Origin of the sequence: Chryseobacterium oranimense (assembly GCF_900129755.1) — a bacterium.
Lineage (GTDB): Bacteria > Bacteroidota > Bacteroidia > Flavobacteriales > Weeksellaceae > Chryseobacterium > Chryseobacterium oranimense.
The window spans coordinates 379,141-394,561 of the sequence record NZ_FQWT01000004.1 but is presented as its reverse complement, the minus strand read 5'-3'; the positions used below and the strand labels follow the sequence as shown (position 1 = coordinate 394,561).

Here is a 15,421-nt window from a genome sequence, read left to right as displayed (position 1 = left end):
AATAATTAAATATCAATACCTTATATTGTTTTAATTATTTATTAACGAATAAAAACCAAAAGTTAATAATCGTGATGGAATTCTTTTTCCCTGAGAATTTTCCTGCGGTAATCGTTGGGATTTATCCCGGTTTCCTGTTTGAAATATTTATAAAAAGTGGCTTTGGACCTGAACCCGCACTGGTAATAAAGTTCACTTATCTGCTGATCCGGATTCTGATTGATCTGCGCTATAAATTCCTCAATCCTGTACTTGTTGATGAGATCGTAGAAAGTGGTCTCAAGACCTTCGGAAATACATTGGGATAAATGATTTTTGGAAATATGGATCATACTGGAAATATCATCCATACTCAGGTCTTCTTTGGTGTATATTTTTTTGTTTTTTAAAAGCTCAATCAATCTGTTGTTGGTATTGGCTATATAGTCTTTACTCAGGACAGAACTTTTGTATTTTCTGTTTTTTTTATGTTCTTGTAAAGTTTCAGTGACTTTATTTGCATTTATGTCGTTATTTATCAAATTCACCACAGGAAGCGGCTTGTCTATTTGAGTCAGACGAATAAGAAAAATAAATTGTACAAAGAAGGAAAAGGTATAAATAATTCTCAAAAGCTCCCTGTCCACCAATCTCCCGTATCCGCATATCAAATAGGCAACTAACAAAGTCATTACAAAACATAAAAACTGAATAAACAGCTTCTGAAATGCATTTTCTTTATTTCTGTGCCTGATCTGCTCGGTAAGCGTCACAGCCAGATAACCTAACCAATAAAAAGGATAAATCTTAAAAATCCACAAGTAAAACCGGTGAAAGCTCTGGGATTCGGAACCGATGAACACAACAATAATGTTACAGATGAATACAACAAAAAAAGGAAGGAAGTGAAAGTAATTTTTCCAGTTAAAATTATACTTCAGCAAATGCCTGCCAACGAGAAACAACAACGGCCCTTTTACGAGCCGAAAACTCGACGGATACTGATCGATCAGAAAAGTGCTTCTGTTCCCTAAGTTGAAGATGAAATATTCACAGAGGAGGTCTAAAATTACCGTAACTATATAAAGTATTAAGAAAATATTTTTCTTTGAATTTTCTTTTTTAATCAAAAAAAATGACAGAACGGCTTCTAAAATTACAGCCAAAAAAGCCCCGGAAATTTCCATAATGAATCAGTAAAAAATTTCCGGAAAAGTAATATTTTTAAGCAAGAATACTGAAAATGATGAATTAATAAAACATTAAATATAGTGGCTAAAACAATACTTTATAAAGTATAGTTATCCTTCTTCCTTATTATGTATAAATTTATCTTAAGATGTTATACCTATCGACAGGATTGCCGGTAAAAAATGAACATGTATTTTATCCAGTCCATTTTTATCCCAGAACGGATAATCGTCCTGTTATTGCTGATCTTTCAACAAAAAAACCTTTAAATACTAAGATTTAAAGGCTTTTGGTTTCTAACCTGGCGGGTTTTAAGAGATCCCGATTGAACACTTGATACTTCTTTTAGCTTTTCAGTCCAATTAAGCTGATATTTTTGAAATTTCTATTTCATATACTTATCAAAAAAGGCAATCATCTTTTCAGGGTGTATCCCAAAATAATTATATGCATCAAACCTTCTGGTAGTGCCCTCTATCCAAAACAATTCTTTTTCCTTTGAACCTATTTTATCAAAAATTTCCTGAGCATCACGAGGATTGTCTGTCCATGCATCATCCAATACTTCTGCCATGAAATAAGGTACTTTAACAGCATGAGCAAATGGTTTAGGATCCATTTCGTAATGGGTAAATCCTCCTAATTTCAACTGTTCAAATGCCATTAGTTCCATATATTTATCTACTCCCGCATAGCCCGCAAATTTTTTCATCATAGCGGTCATACACAATGTCATTGGCCCAAAGAAACAAAGAATATTCTCGAATAATTCAGGATGCCTGTACATGGCTTCGTAGGCAGCATTTCCGCCTGTACAACGATTGTATAATGCACACTTCATCTTACTTAACTTGGGATGATTGTTTACATAATTTTGTGCCCCTACTACATCCCGCCATTCATAGCGCCCAATTCCACAAATGTTATTATTTGCAGTTCCGCTGTTTCCATGATTTCTTAAATCATAGGCCAATACGTTATATCCGGCGTCTGACAAGTACTTCATGTGAATAACAAAGTCAATTTCCAAAGTATCTACACTTGCAAACGGCTCCCCAAAATGTCCTGTAAATCCGGAACGGCTCATCGGCAATGGGTGATTGATAATAATAAGTTTGTCGGATTCTCCTTTTATAGAAGGAATATACCAGCCTTCAAGCGGAACTCCATCGCTTGCAGGAAAATAAACATCTTCCCAATTCTCCATCCCATGATCGGCAGGGGTTTTATGAACCGGCGTTCTAAATGGTGGCCGGATAGCCCTTTCCGCCAAAAATTTAAGGGTAGCATAATCCTGCTCGGAAATAGTTTTTTGTTGTTCGATTGCTTTATCATAAACTTCTTTGCCCAATCTTCCTCCTAGAGTACTGTCTATTTGGTAGTCTAATTTTTTTTCAAATGCCATTGTACTATTATTTTAATTGAATTAATACTTCAAATTTCATTGAAATACACGAATTGTCAAGAAAACAAAAAAGGGAAGTTCGGATACAAATTACTTATTTCAGAATTTTTAAAATGATTACGGATTATTTTCTACTTGCTTGATTTTTAAGTTTAATATTTATTGCCACTGAACATTCCATCTTTATAAATGGTTGCCTCTTCATTAGTCACAAATAATACTAATTCAGCACCTTCATTGGTACTGATTTCTATGTCTTCATCTTTTATAATGACAGCTTCTTTTTTCTGTAAGTTCATATCATTTATTTCAATTTCTCCTTTGAATACATAGAGCAAACAAGTTAGTCCCATCTTTGGAAGCGAAGGCAGTCCAATACTTGAGCCTTTGGTTAGTTTTATATCATAAATCCAGGTCTCGCTGCTGAATTGGAATTGATTATTATCATTGTGGGATGCAACCAAACGCCATTTGTTTTCACTGTGCAGTTGGTCCAAATCCCAAAATGTTACTTTTGGTGTTAAATCTTTTACTGCAGGTCTGATGAAAATCTGAAGCCCTTCAAAAATTTCATCCTCACTTTTGCCTGTTTCTTCATGATAAAATAGTTTGCCTGCCTGCATTAGCATCATTCTATCTTTACCAATCATTACCTCATTTCCCTCGCTGTCTTTGTGCAGTATCTTACCGCTTCTGAAATAAGACAATATTTCATCATTAATATGCGGATGCATGGGTATAGTTCCATTGCGATTGGACATTGCATGGTCTATTCTGCCAATACTCCCTATTCCGGTATCTCCATTGCTCAATGCTAAACCCGGATACAAGGTTTGGATTACCCCGTTTCCTGCAAAATATTCTCTTCCTATTTTTTGTATCATTCCTTTACTTTCTTTATAAATAAAGTTAATTCAGCTGTAAAAACATTTTTATGCATAAAGATTTTATAATGAATTAACATTACAAATTTCACTTAAAAATTATGACAGCTGTGAAGACAAATAAGGGTTACTCAGATACAAATCACTTATTTCGGAAATAGGAAGGTGAGTTTCCGGTTACCTTCTTAAACAGGCGTGAGAAATAGTTTGGATACTCAAAACCCAATTTATAGGCAACCTCGGAAACAGTATATTGATTATTTTTCAAAAGATTTTTAGATACCTCAATTATTTTTAGATGGATATGCTCTAAAACAGGCTTACCTGTATGAAATCTTATCAGGTCACTCAAATAATTTGGAGTTATGTTTAGTCTTTTGGCAAAATAGCTTACAGTAGGTTGAGCAATATTTTCATTATTGCTGTTGTAATATGTATTTAAAAGTTCGAAGAAATCATTAACCAATCTGTTATACTTCTCTTTTCTTTCCCCAAATTGCCTTTCATAAAATTTTGAAATATGGGCAAACATGAGATTGCAGTAGGCCAGCAGCAAATTCATTGAAAAATTCTCTCTTTTATATTCCATTAATGCATCTTTAAACAGCCGGATTATAACGACCTCCTCTTCTTTTTCCAGGTAAAGCGGCTCATGAAGCCCATATGCGAGAAAAGAATACTCTAAATGCTGATGATTAGAAATAATATCCTCCGTAATTTGAATATAATATCCTTCAAATGGTGTACCGGTTTTCCATTCAATGGGCTGATTGGGACTCGAAAAAAACATAAGACTTTTATTTCCTTCTCCTTCCAGGCCAAATTTAATTGAGATGCGGTAAAAGTTAGGATAAACAGGTGGTGTAGCCAATATGAAGGTCTCCGGATAAGAACCAATGTCTATCCATTCATGCTTTGGCGGATCAGCCTTAACATATTGATTGAACGATCTAATATCTTGTATCTTCATCCTAAAATTATCAGCAATTTTCAGGTATATGAAATGCTCTTATCATTACAAAAATAATTATATTTTGTAATCGCTTTCAAGAAAAGACACTAAAATTGATTATTTACTTTGTGATCTTATCCAATTCCTGACCAGGATCTGGCTTTCATAAAAGATGCCTTATAAAAAATGACACTATTGTTTATCAATAGTGTCATTTTTTTGCGGAGAGTGAGGGATTCGAACCCCCGGACCTGTTACAGTCAACAGTTTTCAAGACTGCCGCAATCGACCACTCTGCCAACTCTCCTGAATAACGGCTGTACCGTCGTTTTCAGTGGTGCAAATATAGAAGGATTTTATTTTTCTGCAAAACTTTTACGGGATAAATTTTAACAAAGCTTAATAATAGACTTAAAATCAGGGGAATTATTTTTTCCTGACTCCATGCCTATTCCCGATCTACTATGGCAATGAAACTGTTTTTTAAAAGATCTGCCGGATATACGAACTGGTCTCCGCCTTCACACTTTACCACAATAGCCCCCTGTTCATCGTTAAGGCATTTGTCCAGCTGGGTTTTCATTTCGTTGAGCTTTCCTTCCGCAACTTCTATAGTATAGGTTCCGGTAATGTGTGTGATTTTTATAACTTTTGTTTCCATGTTATTTTTGATTGAGCGTAAATTTAGGAATTTTGCTTTTAGCTGGATTAAAAATACTGTAAAATACATTTTACATACTCACATGAGGTTATTATTCGTGGTTTTTTAGTCTATATTTTAAGCTTTTTTTCCGATAACCAAGGAAAATGGGCATTAAGAAAATGAATCCTGTGAACGTTAAGAAAATTCTATTGCCCGAAGTGCGGGAGCAAAAATTGAAACGAAGAAGAAAGAATGGATCCGCGCAAGTTTAGAATTTTTAGAGACAGGATTTATTTTTAGCGGAATTTTCCAGGTCTTGAACTTATGATTCTTTTTGTTTCAGGACAAAAGAATGTAAAAAAACATAAATCACTGGTTCCTAGATAAAAAAAGCGTACCCATGGGTACGCTCTGTATTATAAATTAAACTGATATTAATGTAACTCAGCAAGGTATTTCTCTGCATCCATAGCCGCCATACAACCGCTTCCTGCTGCTGTAATAGCCTGTCTGTAGATATGGTCCTGAACGTCTCCTGCGGCGAATACCCCCGGAAGATTGGTTCTTGTAGAACCTTTTTCCGTAAGAATGTATCCGTTCTCATCAAGATCGATCTGGCCTACGAAAATATCTGTGTTCGGTTTGTGTCCGATAGCAATGAAAATCCCTTCAACATCAACTGTAGATGTTTCCTGAGTCTGGTTGTTGATGATCACAGCTCTTTCTACAAGACTGTTTTCTCCTTCAATACCGATCAGTTCATGGTTGAATTTCACTTCAATGTTCGGGGTATTTTCTACCCTGTGGATCATTGCTTTGGAAGCTCTGAACACATCTTTTCTTACCAGCATCGTTACCTTTCTGGTCAGTTTTGCAAGATAAGTAGCCTCTTCAGCTGCCGTATCCCCTGCTCCTACTACCACAACGTCTTTTCCTCTGTAGAAAAATCCGTCACACGTAGCACAAGCCGAAACACCGCCTCCTGCATATTTCTTTTCATCTTCAAGGCCAAGGTATTTTGCTGTAGCACCTGTAGAGATAATTACTGTTTTGGCAAGGATCTCTTTGTTTCCTGCGTATAGTTTGTGAACACCGCCGTTTTCTTTGGAGAATTCTGCTTTGGTGATCATTTCGTAATGAACTTTGGTATCGAACCTTTCTGCCTGCTTCTGCAGATCCATCATCATTTCAGGCCCTGTAATTCCTGCCGGATACCCTGGAAAGTTATCTACCTCCGTAGTTGTTGTCAATTGTCCTCCCGGTTCCAAACCTGTATACAGTTCGGGTTTTAAATCTGCTCTTGCCGCATAAATTGCTGCTGTAAAGCCAGAAGGCCCGGATCCGACGATCACACAATCTAAAATATTTTGCTCCATAAATTTACTTGTTCAAAGAATTTTAATTCAGTCCGCTAATTTCGTAATTTTTACTGTTTTATTAAAGTATTTTTGATGATACTTGTCAATATCAGATATGCGAATTGTCAATTGTAGGTTATGAGTTCCTGATGGGTGTTTCTGGGTACGGGATACGGGGTATTTGTTACGGGCTAAATGATGGGTACGTGGCTGCAATAGAATTTTTTCATTTTTTATTTTTCATTCTACATTCTCAAACCCTCCTACACTTAAACTCTCCCACTCTCAAACTCATTATACCTTCATCTTAATCTTATCTACGTTGATGATTTTATAAACCAGCTCTTTGATCAGTTCAGCTTCTCCCATATTTACAGCACCAAGCCCCTTCCCTTTCATATCAAATTCCCTTAAAATAGAAATGACTCTGGTGGCGTGTTTCAGTGGATACAGCCTTGCACTTTCTGCATAATCTTTAATGAAATAAGGATTCACTCCCATCTGTGATGCAATCACCTGTGGTGGCTGTCCGGCCATCGTTTGGTAGATGATCACATTGGAAAAATAGCTGTACAAATTGGCAAGCATCATCACAAAAGGATTATTCTTAGGATTTTTACCCATGAAATGCGCAATCCTGAATGCTGCATCCGCATTTTTGGTTCCCAAAGCCTTCTGAAGTTCAAAAACATTATATTCCTTACTGATGCCGATGTGATTTTCTACAATTGTTCCATCCAGAATTTCGCCTTCTTTAAGGATGATCTTTAATTTATTCAGCTCGTTGGCAATTCTTGAAAGATCGTTCCCAAGGTATTCTGCAAGCAGATGGGAAATATTAGGGGCTGTTTTGATCTTCAGCTGTGCACACTCATCCGCGATCCACTTGGGAAGGTTGCTGTCCCTTACAGATTCGCTTAAGAAAAGGGCCTTTGCCTTATCCAGTGCCTTGGTAGCTTTTTTACGGCTGTCCAGTTTTTTATGTTTGTGGGCAAAAACCAGCACCGTAGAAGGAACAGGATTATCTACATAGGTTTCCAGAATACGGTTTTCCTCTTCATTAAATTTCAGATCCTGGGCTTCCTTTACAATAATCACCTGCTTATCGCCCATCATCGGGAACTGCCTTGCCAGGGAAAGAATCTCCTGATAGGAAGTATCTTTACCATACACTACCGTCTGGTTGAAAGCTTTTTCATCTTCTTCCAGAAAATCGTGCTCAAGTGCTTTTACAGCAGCATCAATAAAGTAAGGTTCTTCTCCGTGAAAAAAATAAATAGGTAAAACTTCTTTATTTTTAATATTTTTGAGGATTAAATCTAATTCTTTCATCTTATAAATGGAACTTCCAAAACTGAACTTTCAGGAAACTTTTGATTTTAAATTCAAGAAAGACAAAGATAAGTTTTTTATTTATGACTTGGTCCGCAAAACTTACCTTCTCCTTACTCCTGAAGAATGGGTGAGGCAGCACTGGGTACACTATTATCTTACCGTAAAAGCCTATTCCCCTTCTGCGCTCATTACCGAAAAAAAGATCCTTCTGAACGGGCTTACCAAAAGAATTGATCTGCTGGTAACCGAGAAAACGGAACCCATTATCCTGATAGAGTGTAAAGCCCCACAGATCAAACTGACTGAAAAAACCTTTGAACAGACTGCCAGGTACAACTCCATCATCGGAGCCAAAGAAATTATCCTTACCAATGGGCTGCAGCATATCAATGCCTACTACGAAAACGGGCAATATCAGTTTTATAAACCTGAGTAACTTTCATTACTATAAAAAATCATTATAAGAGATCTGCGTAATCTGCTAAATCTGCGAGAGGCTTTTTTATCTCTCGCAGATTTAGCAGATTACGCAGATTTTTTTGAACTGAAAACTTCTTTGTTATCATGCTTTAAGAAATTGAAAACTTTTATTCCTTTTTTGGGTCAATAAGAAAGAAAATAATACATTTAAAAAAAATTACAAATACATATGGAAATTAAAAATATCATCTTCGATTTTGGCGGGGTATTAGTGGATTGGAATCCGAGATATTTTTTCAAAGACTATTTCAATGATGATGAAAAAATGGAATATTTTCTACAGCATATCGCCCAATCCGAATGGAATGAAGAACAGGACCGAGGAAGAAGCCTGGCAGAGGGCACCGAGCTTCAGGTTAAAAAATTTCCGGAATGGGAAAAGGAGCTCAGAGCCTATTACGATAACTGGACAGTTATGCTGAAAAGTGATATCCCGCAGAATGTAGATATCCTAAGACGTCTGGCAACTACCGATTATCATTTATTCGGACTTACAAACTGGTCTGAGGAGACTTTTCCATATGCGCTGGAAAATTATGATTTCTTCCAGATTTTCGATGGCAAAATTGTGGTTTCAGGAACGGAGAAACTTATAAAGCCGGACCCAAAGATCTGGCATGTACTGTTGGAAAGATACAACATTCAGGCATCGGAATCTCTTTTTATTGATGATAATCCTAAAAATATTGAAATGGCAGCGTCTTTGGGTTTCAAGACCATTAAAATTAACCCTGATACAGATCTGGAACAGGAACTGGCCGGCATGGGAATTAAAGTCTGAATAACTTCTGCCCCAAAGCATACTTTTATGCGTCAATACAAGTTATTTTTCAGTAATTTAGTTGGAAATTTTATTTAAATCCAAAAAATTACAAAATATGATACGTACCTTTTTACTAGCAGCATTCCTGATGAGCACGGGAACTGTTTTCAGCCAGAAACTTAAGAGCGTTTCCTATCAGGACGGTTCACAAAAACTGAATGGCCTGGTAACCTCCAACGCAGGAAAAAAGCTTCCGGGAGTTCTGATCCTTCCGGCATGGAAAGGGATAGATGACGAAGCTAAAACTGCCGCAGCTGAACTTGAAAAGCAAGGATATATTGCCTTTATTGCCGATATTTACGGTGAAGGAAATATCCCTGCCGACAATGCTTCTGCGGGCAAAACTGCAGGATATTACAAACAGAATTATGATGCGTACCAGAAACGTATTTCCCTGGCCTTAGAACAGTTGAAGAAAAACGGAGCGGTTTCTGATAAAATTGCCGTGATCGGATATTGTTTCGGGGGAACAGGAGCTTTGGAATCTGCAAGAGGAAGTCTTCCTGTTGTGGGAGTGGTTTCCATTCATGGAAGCATCGGAAAAGATCAGACGAGAAAAAACGGACCTATTTCTACTAAAATATTAGTTGAAAATCCGGCGGATGACCAGGGTGTCACTCCGGAAGATTACAATAACCTCATCAAAGAAATGAACGAGGGGAATGCGGATTGGCAGATCATTACCTATGCCCATTCAAAGCACACTTTCACAGATCCGAAATCGCCTGATTATAATGAAGTAATGGCGAAGAGGGCATGGAATCATACACTGATGTTTCTGAAAGAAATTTTGAAATAATTTTTTATTGTAGCAATATAACAGTGTAACAGTACTTTAACCGGAAATTAATAAATTGTTACACTGTTGTATTGTTACATTATTAAGCTTCTTCCCTATTGACTAAATCCATAGAAAATGCCGGAAGACAAATAGCGATGTACTCGCACGATTCTGAAAACGGATTACTGTAGCGTACTCTGGCTCCCTTTTCTATTAAAATACTCTGCCCTTTTTCGAGGATAATGACTTCTCCGTCTATTTCAAATTGCTTTTTTCCAGAAATGATCAGGGTAAACTCATCAAAATCCGGAGTCTGATGCGGTTCACTCCAATCCGGCGGTGCTACCATGTGGGCAATGGAAACATTTGAATTTCCGGTAGAATTTCCCCAATGCTCTTCTATAAGTTTACCGTCTGTAGTAGGCACTACAAACGGTGATTTCTGGATTTTATATTTTTTCATGATCGATCTTCCTTTTTAATTTCATAGACGAAATTGGTTCTTGAAGGTTCTGCATAATATGATACTTCTTCTTCCGCGATCTTTTTGCCGCCGATTCTTTCCATGGCAATCTGGGAACGGAGATTTTCTTTTCCTACATGAAAATGTACCTTATCTACAAACTGAAAGATATAATCAAGCATTATTTTTTTTACCTGAGGGTTAATACCTTTTCCCCATGATTTTGTTCCGTAGAAAGTATATCCTATGAAAATATGGTTGTCGGCTTCATCATAATTGTAAAAACGAGTGCTTCCCAAAACGTCACCGGATGATTTTTCAATAATTTTAAAGGCTCCTTCACTTTCCATAGCGCCTCTGAAAAAAGATTCAAAAACTTCTTTTTTATAACGGTCCGGATTCGGGTGCTGCTCCCAAACTCTGGGATCAGATGCCACTTCATATAAAGATTCAAAATCCCCTTGCTGTAAGGGGATTAATTTGTAGTCCTGATTTTCTAGAACAGTTTGAATTGAAAATTTCATTGCTTAGCTTTTGGTTTTTGCAGCGTCAGACTCTATTTTCTTAATTTCTTTCAGTTTATCTGAAATTTTGATGACAGCATCCGGAGCAGCAGGTTTCAAAGCAACTTCCGCCTGAGCCATATCCCACTTGATCACCAGGTTTCCTGAATTTTCATCAGTTGGGTTCAGGGTAATTTCAAACCATTCCTGTTTGTCAGCCAGCTTGTTTACCGGTACAGTTACATCTACCACATCCTGTTTAGGATCATAGGTATAAGCGCCCCACTGCTGGAAATCTTTATTTAATATTACTTTCCATTCTTTTTCTGTAGGAACGATGAAAAGCCCGTATGTTCCTGCCTGAACAATTTTCCCTCCGAAATTAACGGACTGCCCGAATGTGATTTTGGTAGATGAATTGGCTCCTGCTCTCCAAACCTGTCCGTAAGGTACTAATTCCCCGAAAATCTTACGCCCCTTTACTCCCGGTCTTCCATAATCGATGGTAATTTTAGACATAGAAAACTGTTGTTCCACCTTCTGGCGTGGACTTACTGCAGGTACTGAGTAATCCTGGGCAAAACTTAAAGCCGAAGCTGATAGGCAAAGTGCAAATAGTAACTTTTTCACGTGTAAATTTTTGCCTAAAATTACAAAAATCAAAATAAAATAGCCTTCTCTAATTCCAATAATTTTTGCTTTCTCCAGATTCCCCCCGCATACCCCACCAGCTCTCCGTTTGATCCGATAACGCGGTGACAGGGGATCAGAATGGCAATTTTATTGATCCCGTTTGCAGTTCCTACCGCACGTATTGCTTTGGGATTTCCCAGAAATTCGGACTGCTGTTTGTACGTTCTGGTCTCTCCTATCGGAATTTCACGAAGAAGCTGCCAGACCTTTTCCTGAAATTGGGTTCCGGTGATGTAAAGGGGAACTTCAAAGGTTTGTCTTTTGCCTTCGAAATATTCCTGCAGTTCTGTTTCCAGTTGCGGAAAATGTTTATTCTCTCCCTGAACAATCTCTGCCTGTAAAGCTTTGGATAATGAAGAGAATTGCTTATCCATATTTTTCCGGTCTGTAAATTCAAGGAGGCAGATTCCTTCATCTACCGCACAGGCGAACATAGTTCCCAGTGGGGTTTCGATCCTTTTAAGATCAATGATCCTCTGTACTTTTGTATTTCCGGGTGAAACTCCTACAATGTTTTTGAAACGTTCAGTAAAGCCGCTCAGGCTTTCGTATCCGGATTCTATTGCGGCTCCCATGATACTTTCTCCGTTTTTTATTTTTTTAAAAGCTTTATTCATCCTTAGTTTTCTCTGGAATGCGTGAAAAGTAATTCCGTGATTTTTCAGGAACCACCGCCGAACTGTTACCGGTTCAATATTCCTTTGAAGCAGGTCTGCATCTCTGATCTTCAAAGATTCATCGTTCATCAGTTCATTGAGCAGTTCCCTGATATACGATGGGGTTTCATTGAGTTTCTCAAGAGGCTTGCATACTTTACAAGGCCTGTACCCATTTTTTATGGCTTCATTGGTATCGAGGAAAAATTCTACATTTTCTCTTTTAGGCTTGCGGGCAGTACAGGTTGGCCGGCAAAATATCCCTGTCGTTTTTACAGCCATCCAATATGTTCCTTCAAAGGTAGAATCCTTATCCAAAGAGGCCTGGTACATTCTTTCTTCTGTAAGTATCATCACTAAACAAAAATGGATAAAAAACTTTGTTCTGAAAGGATCCTGCGACCCGTATCTTCCAATTGATTATAAATATACTCATTTAAAAAATTACCTGAAGAAATTCTTTTGACCCCTAACTTTTTTAAAGCTTCAAAATCAGGAAGCCCGGGCATACACATTACATTTACAGGAATCTCAGAAGCATTCACAATGGCTTTAATATCATCTTCTGAGATAATGCAGGGAACAAAAATACCGTCTACCCCTAATTCTTCAAAAATCTTAATCCTCTGTACTGTTTCATCAACAGGGTTTTCAATTCCTAATAAAAACGGGTCTGTTCTTAAATTGATGAAAATTTCCACAGCATTCTTTTTGAGCTCTGAAAAAATTGGCTTTAATTTTTTGTGAAGTTCTTCCTGGGATAACAGCTTTCTGGTTCCATTAATAACAACGCTGTCTTCAATATTAATCCCGGCAACCCCAATTGCTGCCAGTTTTAAAATATTCGAAACTATTTCATCAGCTGTTTTCCCATATCCTCCTTCCAGGTCTACAGACAAAGGAATATCTACAGATTTCAATATTCTTTCCACCATATAGAAATATTCTCCGAAACTCATCTCTTCTCCGTCTTCATACCCCAAACTATGTGCTAATGCTGAACTGGAAGTAGCTAATGCTTTATATCCTAATTTCTGATATATCTTAGCGCTTTGTACATTCCATACATTTCCCAATAATAAAGGCTCATCCTGATGATGCAATTGTTTAAAAATCTGAATATCCGTCATTTCTTTCTTTTTGATAAAATTAATAACGTACTGCTTACCCTGCAACCGAAAAATGGACAAGTATTTTTTTTATACCTTTTGCAACACAAAAATAAAGGGTAATTTTAAATCTCTTATTTTAATCACTAATCACTTTATAATGTTTAAAAAAATAAGTCTTTTTTTTATCATCACTGTTGGTTTTTCCAGCGTCTATGCACAGCAGAATATTCCTTTCCGAATTACAAAATATAACAATATCATTGTAAAAACATTGGTCAATAAGAAAGATTCTCTTGATCTGATGTTTCAGATTGCCATGAAAGATGCCTCTATTTCTCCTGACAGACAGCGCAAAACAGATCATATTGTTTTCAATAAAGACGGGATCAGTGAAAATAATACAGTACAGATTGGAAAATTCACCCTGAATAATGTACAGTTTTTTGATCATGAACTGACAGGACATGAAGCGGATGGAAAAATAGGAACGGCCATGTTCTCAGGGAAAGCTTTTAAGATCGATTATGACAACAACCGGTTTGTAATTTATGATAAACAACCTGATCTGGAAGGCTACCAGCCTATTACGCTGCTTTATGATCATGAACAGTTTTTCATTGCCGGAGATAATGTGATCGGTGATCAACAGGAAGAAGCTTATTTTCTGCTCCAATCCGGATACGCTGGCGGACTTCTGTACAGCAATGAATTTGCTGATGCAAAAGGTCTGGACAAAAAGCTAAAGATCACTGGTGAAAAAACTCTGAAAAATTCAAGCGGAAAAAGTGTAGTAACCAAACAGGGAGTCCTTCCTAACTTCAAATTAGGCAATGCCGTTTTGAAAGATGTTTCGGCAGGATTTTTTGCCGGTGACCTGAAAACCCAGACGGTCAATTATTTCGGAGCGGATATGCTGAGAAGGTTCAACTGGATCTTTGATGCGGATAGAAAAACAGCTTACATCAAACCGAGTAAATATTTTTCTGAACCTTATTATAAGATTAATTAATTATGAAAAAAAATGTCGCCATTCTCCTTTTCGATAATGCTGAAGTACTTGATTTTGCAGGCCCGTTCGAAGTGTTTTCTGTAGCTTCAGAATTAAAGAATTTTGAACTTTTTAACGTGTTTACTGTTGCAAGGGATAGTAAAGCAATTTCTGCTGTTAATGGGCTTTCCGTTAATCCGAAATATAATTTTCAGGATTGCCCGCCTGTTGATATCCTTATTATTTCGGGTGGTGTAGGGACCAGGCAGGCAATGGTGGATAAAGAGACGTTAAACTGGGTTGAGCAAATTCACCAAAACACACTGTATACAGTTAGCATTTGCTCCGGGTCCCGGATCCTTGGGGCTTTGGGCCTGCTGGACAACAAAAAGTACTGCACCCATCAGGGTGTCTATGAACATATGGCAGAAATTGTACCCTCGGGCTTACCACAAAAAGAAAAAAGATTTGTTCAGGAAGGCAAAATTTTTACTTCCGGAGGTATTAGTGCAGGAATAGACCTGTCTTTTCATATAGTATCACTTCTTTATGGCAGCCATACCGTAAAAGAAACAGCAGATTATATGGAATACAACCTTATCTCAAATGGATCTGAATGGTAACGGATACCACATTTGAAAATACTTTGAATGTCTTCATTGAAGGCCTTGAGAATTATGATGAAAATGGATTCAGAAGGCAAGACAACCCTAACAGCTGGTCTCTGGCCCAGTTATATGCCCACATTATCATTGATACCAACTGGTATTTTGATCAGTTGGAGTCATGTTTTGGGAATGTTTTGAACCTTGATAAGAGCATGGAAGATAAGGCGAAAAAAATGCTGCTTCAAAATAGTTTTCCTGATATAAAAATAAAGGGTAATTCTTACATTCCTGTGAATGATTCTATTTTCATCAATGCTACTAAAAAAGATCTGATATTGCTTTTAGAAAGAAGCCGTGTGCTGTGGAAAAGGATCAATAACGAAAATATTTCCGGAAAAGCAGAGCATCCCGGATTCAGTTACCTGTCCCCTATGGAATGGTATCAGTTTGCAGAAATGCATATCAGGCACCATATTCAGCAGAAGAAAGAAATAGAAAACAAAATTAAAAGTTCATGAATAAAAAACCCTGCAAGAAAACTTGCAGGGTTTTAATATATTATCCGGT

18 protein-coding genes and 1 tRNA gene are annotated in these 15,421 nt (G+C 37.2%); 6 read left to right on the top strand and 13 right to left on the bottom strand.

Annotated features, from left to right (window positions below; all coding sequences use genetic code 11):
• Positions 1 to 62: 62 nt before the first annotated feature.
• The 8 genes from BUB03_RS14785 to holA all read right to left on the bottom strand — a co-directional run bounded on the left by BUB03_RS14785 (position 63) and on the right by holA (position 7,744).
• Positions 63 to 1,166 (bottom strand): AraC family transcriptional regulator, encoded by a 1,104-nt coding sequence (locus tag BUB03_RS14785; RefSeq protein WP_073064515.1) that lies wholly within the window; start codon positions 1,164 to 1,166, stop codon positions 63 to 65.
• Positions 1,167 to 1,555: 389 nt separating this feature from the next.
• Entirely contained in the window at positions 1,556 to 2,575 is a 1,020-nt protein-coding gene (locus tag BUB03_RS14780; RefSeq protein ID WP_083538941.1) for an alpha/beta hydrolase family protein, read from the bottom strand.
• A 152-nt stretch (positions 2,576 to 2,727) separates the two neighbouring features.
• On the bottom strand, positions 2,728 to 3,459 hold the full coding sequence (locus BUB03_RS14775) for a pirin family protein (protein WP_073064512.1): 732 nt from the start codon (positions 3,457 to 3,459) through the stop codon (positions 2,728 to 2,730).
• A 142-nt stretch (positions 3,460 to 3,601) separates the two neighbouring features.
• A complete protein-coding gene (locus BUB03_RS14770; RefSeq protein ID WP_083538939.1) occupies positions 3,602 to 4,429 on the bottom strand; it encodes a helix-turn-helix domain-containing protein in 828 nt (275 codons plus the stop codon).
• A 204-nt stretch (positions 4,430 to 4,633) separates the two neighbouring features.
• Positions 4,634 to 4,718 (bottom strand) — tRNA-Ser (locus tag BUB03_RS14765).
• Between the two features lie 141 nt (positions 4,719 to 4,859).
• Positions 4,860 to 5,072: a glyceraldehyde-3-phosphate dehydrogenase gene (locus BUB03_RS14760; protein WP_073064509.1), complete on the bottom strand. Its 213-nt coding sequence runs from the start codon at positions 5,070 to 5,072 to the stop codon at positions 4,860 to 4,862.
• Between the two features lie 416 nt (positions 5,073 to 5,488).
• Positions 5,489 to 6,430, bottom strand: a complete 942-nt coding sequence (gene trxB / locus BUB03_RS14755; protein ID WP_040996257.1) for a thioredoxin-disulfide reductase — start codon at positions 6,428 to 6,430, stop codon at positions 5,489 to 5,491.
• Positions 6,431 to 6,706: 276 nt separating this feature from the next.
• Positions 6,707 to 7,744 carry a DNA polymerase III subunit delta gene (holA, locus tag BUB03_RS14750; protein ID WP_040996256.1) on the bottom strand — a complete coding sequence of 346 codons (1,038 nt, stop codon included), beginning with the start codon at positions 7,742 to 7,744 and terminating at the stop codon, positions 6,707 to 6,709.
• 7 nt (positions 7,745 to 7,751) lie between these two features.
• Here holA and BUB03_RS14745 point away from each other — a divergent pair, with 7 nt between their 5' ends.
• The 3 genes from BUB03_RS14745 (at position 7,752) to BUB03_RS14735 (ending at position 9,849) form a co-directional block, all read left to right on the top strand.
• Positions 7,752 to 8,183 (top strand): type I restriction enzyme HsdR N-terminal domain-containing protein, encoded by a 432-nt coding sequence (locus BUB03_RS14745; RefSeq protein WP_040996253.1) that lies wholly within the window; start codon positions 7,752 to 7,754, stop codon positions 8,181 to 8,183.
• Positions 8,184 to 8,396: 213 nt separating this feature from the next.
• Positions 8,397 to 9,008 carry an HAD family hydrolase gene (locus BUB03_RS14740; protein ID WP_073064507.1) on the top strand — a complete coding sequence of 204 codons (612 nt, stop codon included), beginning with the start codon at positions 8,397 to 8,399 and terminating at the stop codon, positions 9,006 to 9,008.
• A gap of 97 nt (positions 9,009 to 9,105) precedes the next feature.
• Positions 9,106 to 9,849 (top strand): dienelactone hydrolase family protein, encoded by a 744-nt coding sequence (locus BUB03_RS14735; RefSeq protein WP_073064504.1) that lies wholly within the window; start codon positions 9,106 to 9,108, stop codon positions 9,847 to 9,849.
• Between the two features lie 82 nt (positions 9,850 to 9,931).
• Here BUB03_RS14735 and BUB03_RS14730 read toward each other — a convergent pair whose 3' ends face one another.
• The 5 genes from BUB03_RS14730 to BUB03_RS14710 are packed head-to-tail and all read right to left on the bottom strand — an operon-like array spanning position 9,932 to position 13,276.
• A complete protein-coding gene (locus BUB03_RS14730) occupies positions 9,932 to 10,294 on the bottom strand; it encodes a cupin domain-containing protein (protein ID WP_073064501.1) in 363 nt (120 codons plus the stop codon).
• On the bottom strand, positions 10,291 to 10,818 hold the full coding sequence (locus BUB03_RS14725) for a GNAT family N-acetyltransferase (protein ID WP_073064483.1): 528 nt from the start codon (positions 10,816 to 10,818) through the stop codon (positions 10,291 to 10,293). The genes BUB03_RS14730 and BUB03_RS14725 overlap by 4 nt, the downstream gene beginning before the upstream one ends.
• Positions 10,819 to 10,821: 3 nt before the next feature.
• Entirely contained in the window at positions 10,822 to 11,427 is a 606-nt protein-coding gene (locus BUB03_RS14720; RefSeq protein ID WP_040996449.1) for a DUF2911 domain-containing protein, read from the bottom strand.
• Between the two features lie 29 nt (positions 11,428 to 11,456).
• Entirely contained in the window at positions 11,457 to 12,500 is a 1,044-nt protein-coding gene (locus tag BUB03_RS22235) for a bifunctional transcriptional activator/DNA repair enzyme AdaA (protein WP_073064480.1), read from the bottom strand.
• A 2-nt stretch (positions 12,501 to 12,502) separates the two neighbouring features.
• On the bottom strand, positions 12,503 to 13,276 hold the full coding sequence (locus tag BUB03_RS14710) for an isocitrate lyase/PEP mutase family protein (RefSeq protein WP_073064605.1): 774 nt from the start codon (positions 13,274 to 13,276) through the stop codon (positions 12,503 to 12,505).
• Between the two features lie 139 nt (positions 13,277 to 13,415).
• Between BUB03_RS14710 and BUB03_RS14705 the strand changes: the two genes are divergently transcribed.
• From BUB03_RS14705 to BUB03_RS14695, 3 genes are read left to right on the top strand one after another with little or no spacing between them, the layout of a single operon-like run.
• Positions 13,416 to 14,267, top strand: coding sequence for a hypothetical protein (locus BUB03_RS14705; RefSeq protein WP_073064477.1), 852 nt, complete (start codon positions 13,416 to 13,418; stop codon positions 14,265 to 14,267).
• Between the two features lie 2 nt (positions 14,268 to 14,269).
• Complete coding sequence (locus BUB03_RS14700; RefSeq protein ID WP_073064474.1) at positions 14,270 to 14,869, top strand: DJ-1/PfpI family protein; 600 nt, start codon at positions 14,270 to 14,272, stop codon at positions 14,867 to 14,869.
• A complete protein-coding gene (locus BUB03_RS14695; protein WP_073064472.1) occupies positions 14,863 to 15,372 on the top strand; it encodes a DinB family protein in 510 nt (169 codons plus the stop codon). Before BUB03_RS14700 ends, BUB03_RS14695 begins: the two co-directional genes overlap by 7 nt.
• Positions 15,373 to 15,421: the final 49 nt, after the last annotated feature.

Bases quoted from the DNA above. Each gene is read 5' to 3' on its own strand.
- BUB03_RS14785 (WP_073064515.1), bottom strand. From the start codon at position 1,166: ATGGAAATTTCCGGGGCTTTTTTGGCTGTAATTTTAGAAGCCGTTCTG.
- BUB03_RS14780 (WP_083538941.1), bottom strand. From the start codon at position 2,575: ATGGCATTTGAAAAAAAATTAGACTACCAAATAGACAGTACTCTAGGA.
- BUB03_RS14775 (WP_073064512.1), bottom strand. From the start codon at position 3,459: ATGATACAAAAAATAGGAAGAGAATATTTTGCAGGAAACGGGGTAATC.
- BUB03_RS14770 (WP_083538939.1), bottom strand. From the start codon at position 4,429: ATGAAGATACAAGATATTAGATCGTTCAATCAATATGTTAAGGCTGAT.
- BUB03_RS14760 (WP_073064509.1), bottom strand. From the start codon at position 5,072: ATGGAAACAAAAGTTATAAAAATCACACACATTACCGGAACCTATACT.
- trxB (WP_040996257.1), bottom strand. From the start codon at position 6,430: ATGGAGCAAAATATTTTAGATTGTGTGATCGTCGGATCCGGGCCTTCT.
- holA (WP_040996256.1), bottom strand. From the start codon at position 7,744: ATGAAAGAATTAGATTTAATCCTCAAAAATATTAAAAATAAAGAAGTT.
- BUB03_RS14745 (WP_040996253.1), top strand. From the start codon at position 7,752: ATGGAACTTCCAAAACTGAACTTTCAGGAAACTTTTGATTTTAAATTC.
- BUB03_RS14740 (WP_073064507.1), top strand. From the start codon at position 8,397: ATGGAAATTAAAAATATCATCTTCGATTTTGGCGGGGTATTAGTGGAT.
- BUB03_RS14735 (WP_073064504.1), top strand. From the start codon at position 9,106: ATGATACGTACCTTTTTACTAGCAGCATTCCTGATGAGCACGGGAACT.
- BUB03_RS14730 (WP_073064501.1), bottom strand. From the start codon at position 10,294: ATGAAAAAATATAAAATCCAGAAATCACCGTTTGTAGTGCCTACTACA.
- BUB03_RS14725 (WP_073064483.1), bottom strand. From the start codon at position 10,818: ATGAAATTTTCAATTCAAACTGTTCTAGAAAATCAGGACTACAAATTA.
- BUB03_RS22235 (WP_073064480.1), bottom strand. From the start codon at position 12,500: ATGATACTTACAGAAGAAAGAATGTACCAGGCCTCTTTGGATAAGGAT.
- BUB03_RS14710 (WP_073064605.1), bottom strand. From the start codon at position 13,276: ATGACGGATATTCAGATTTTTAAACAATTGCATCATCAGGATGAGCCT.
- BUB03_RS14705 (WP_073064477.1), top strand. From the start codon at position 13,416: ATGTTTAAAAAAATAAGTCTTTTTTTTATCATCACTGTTGGTTTTTCC.
- BUB03_RS14700 (WP_073064474.1), top strand. From the start codon at position 14,270: ATGAAAAAAAATGTCGCCATTCTCCTTTTCGATAATGCTGAAGTACTT.
- BUB03_RS14695 (WP_073064472.1), top strand. From the start codon at position 14,863: ATGGTAACGGATACCACATTTGAAAATACTTTGAATGTCTTCATTGAA.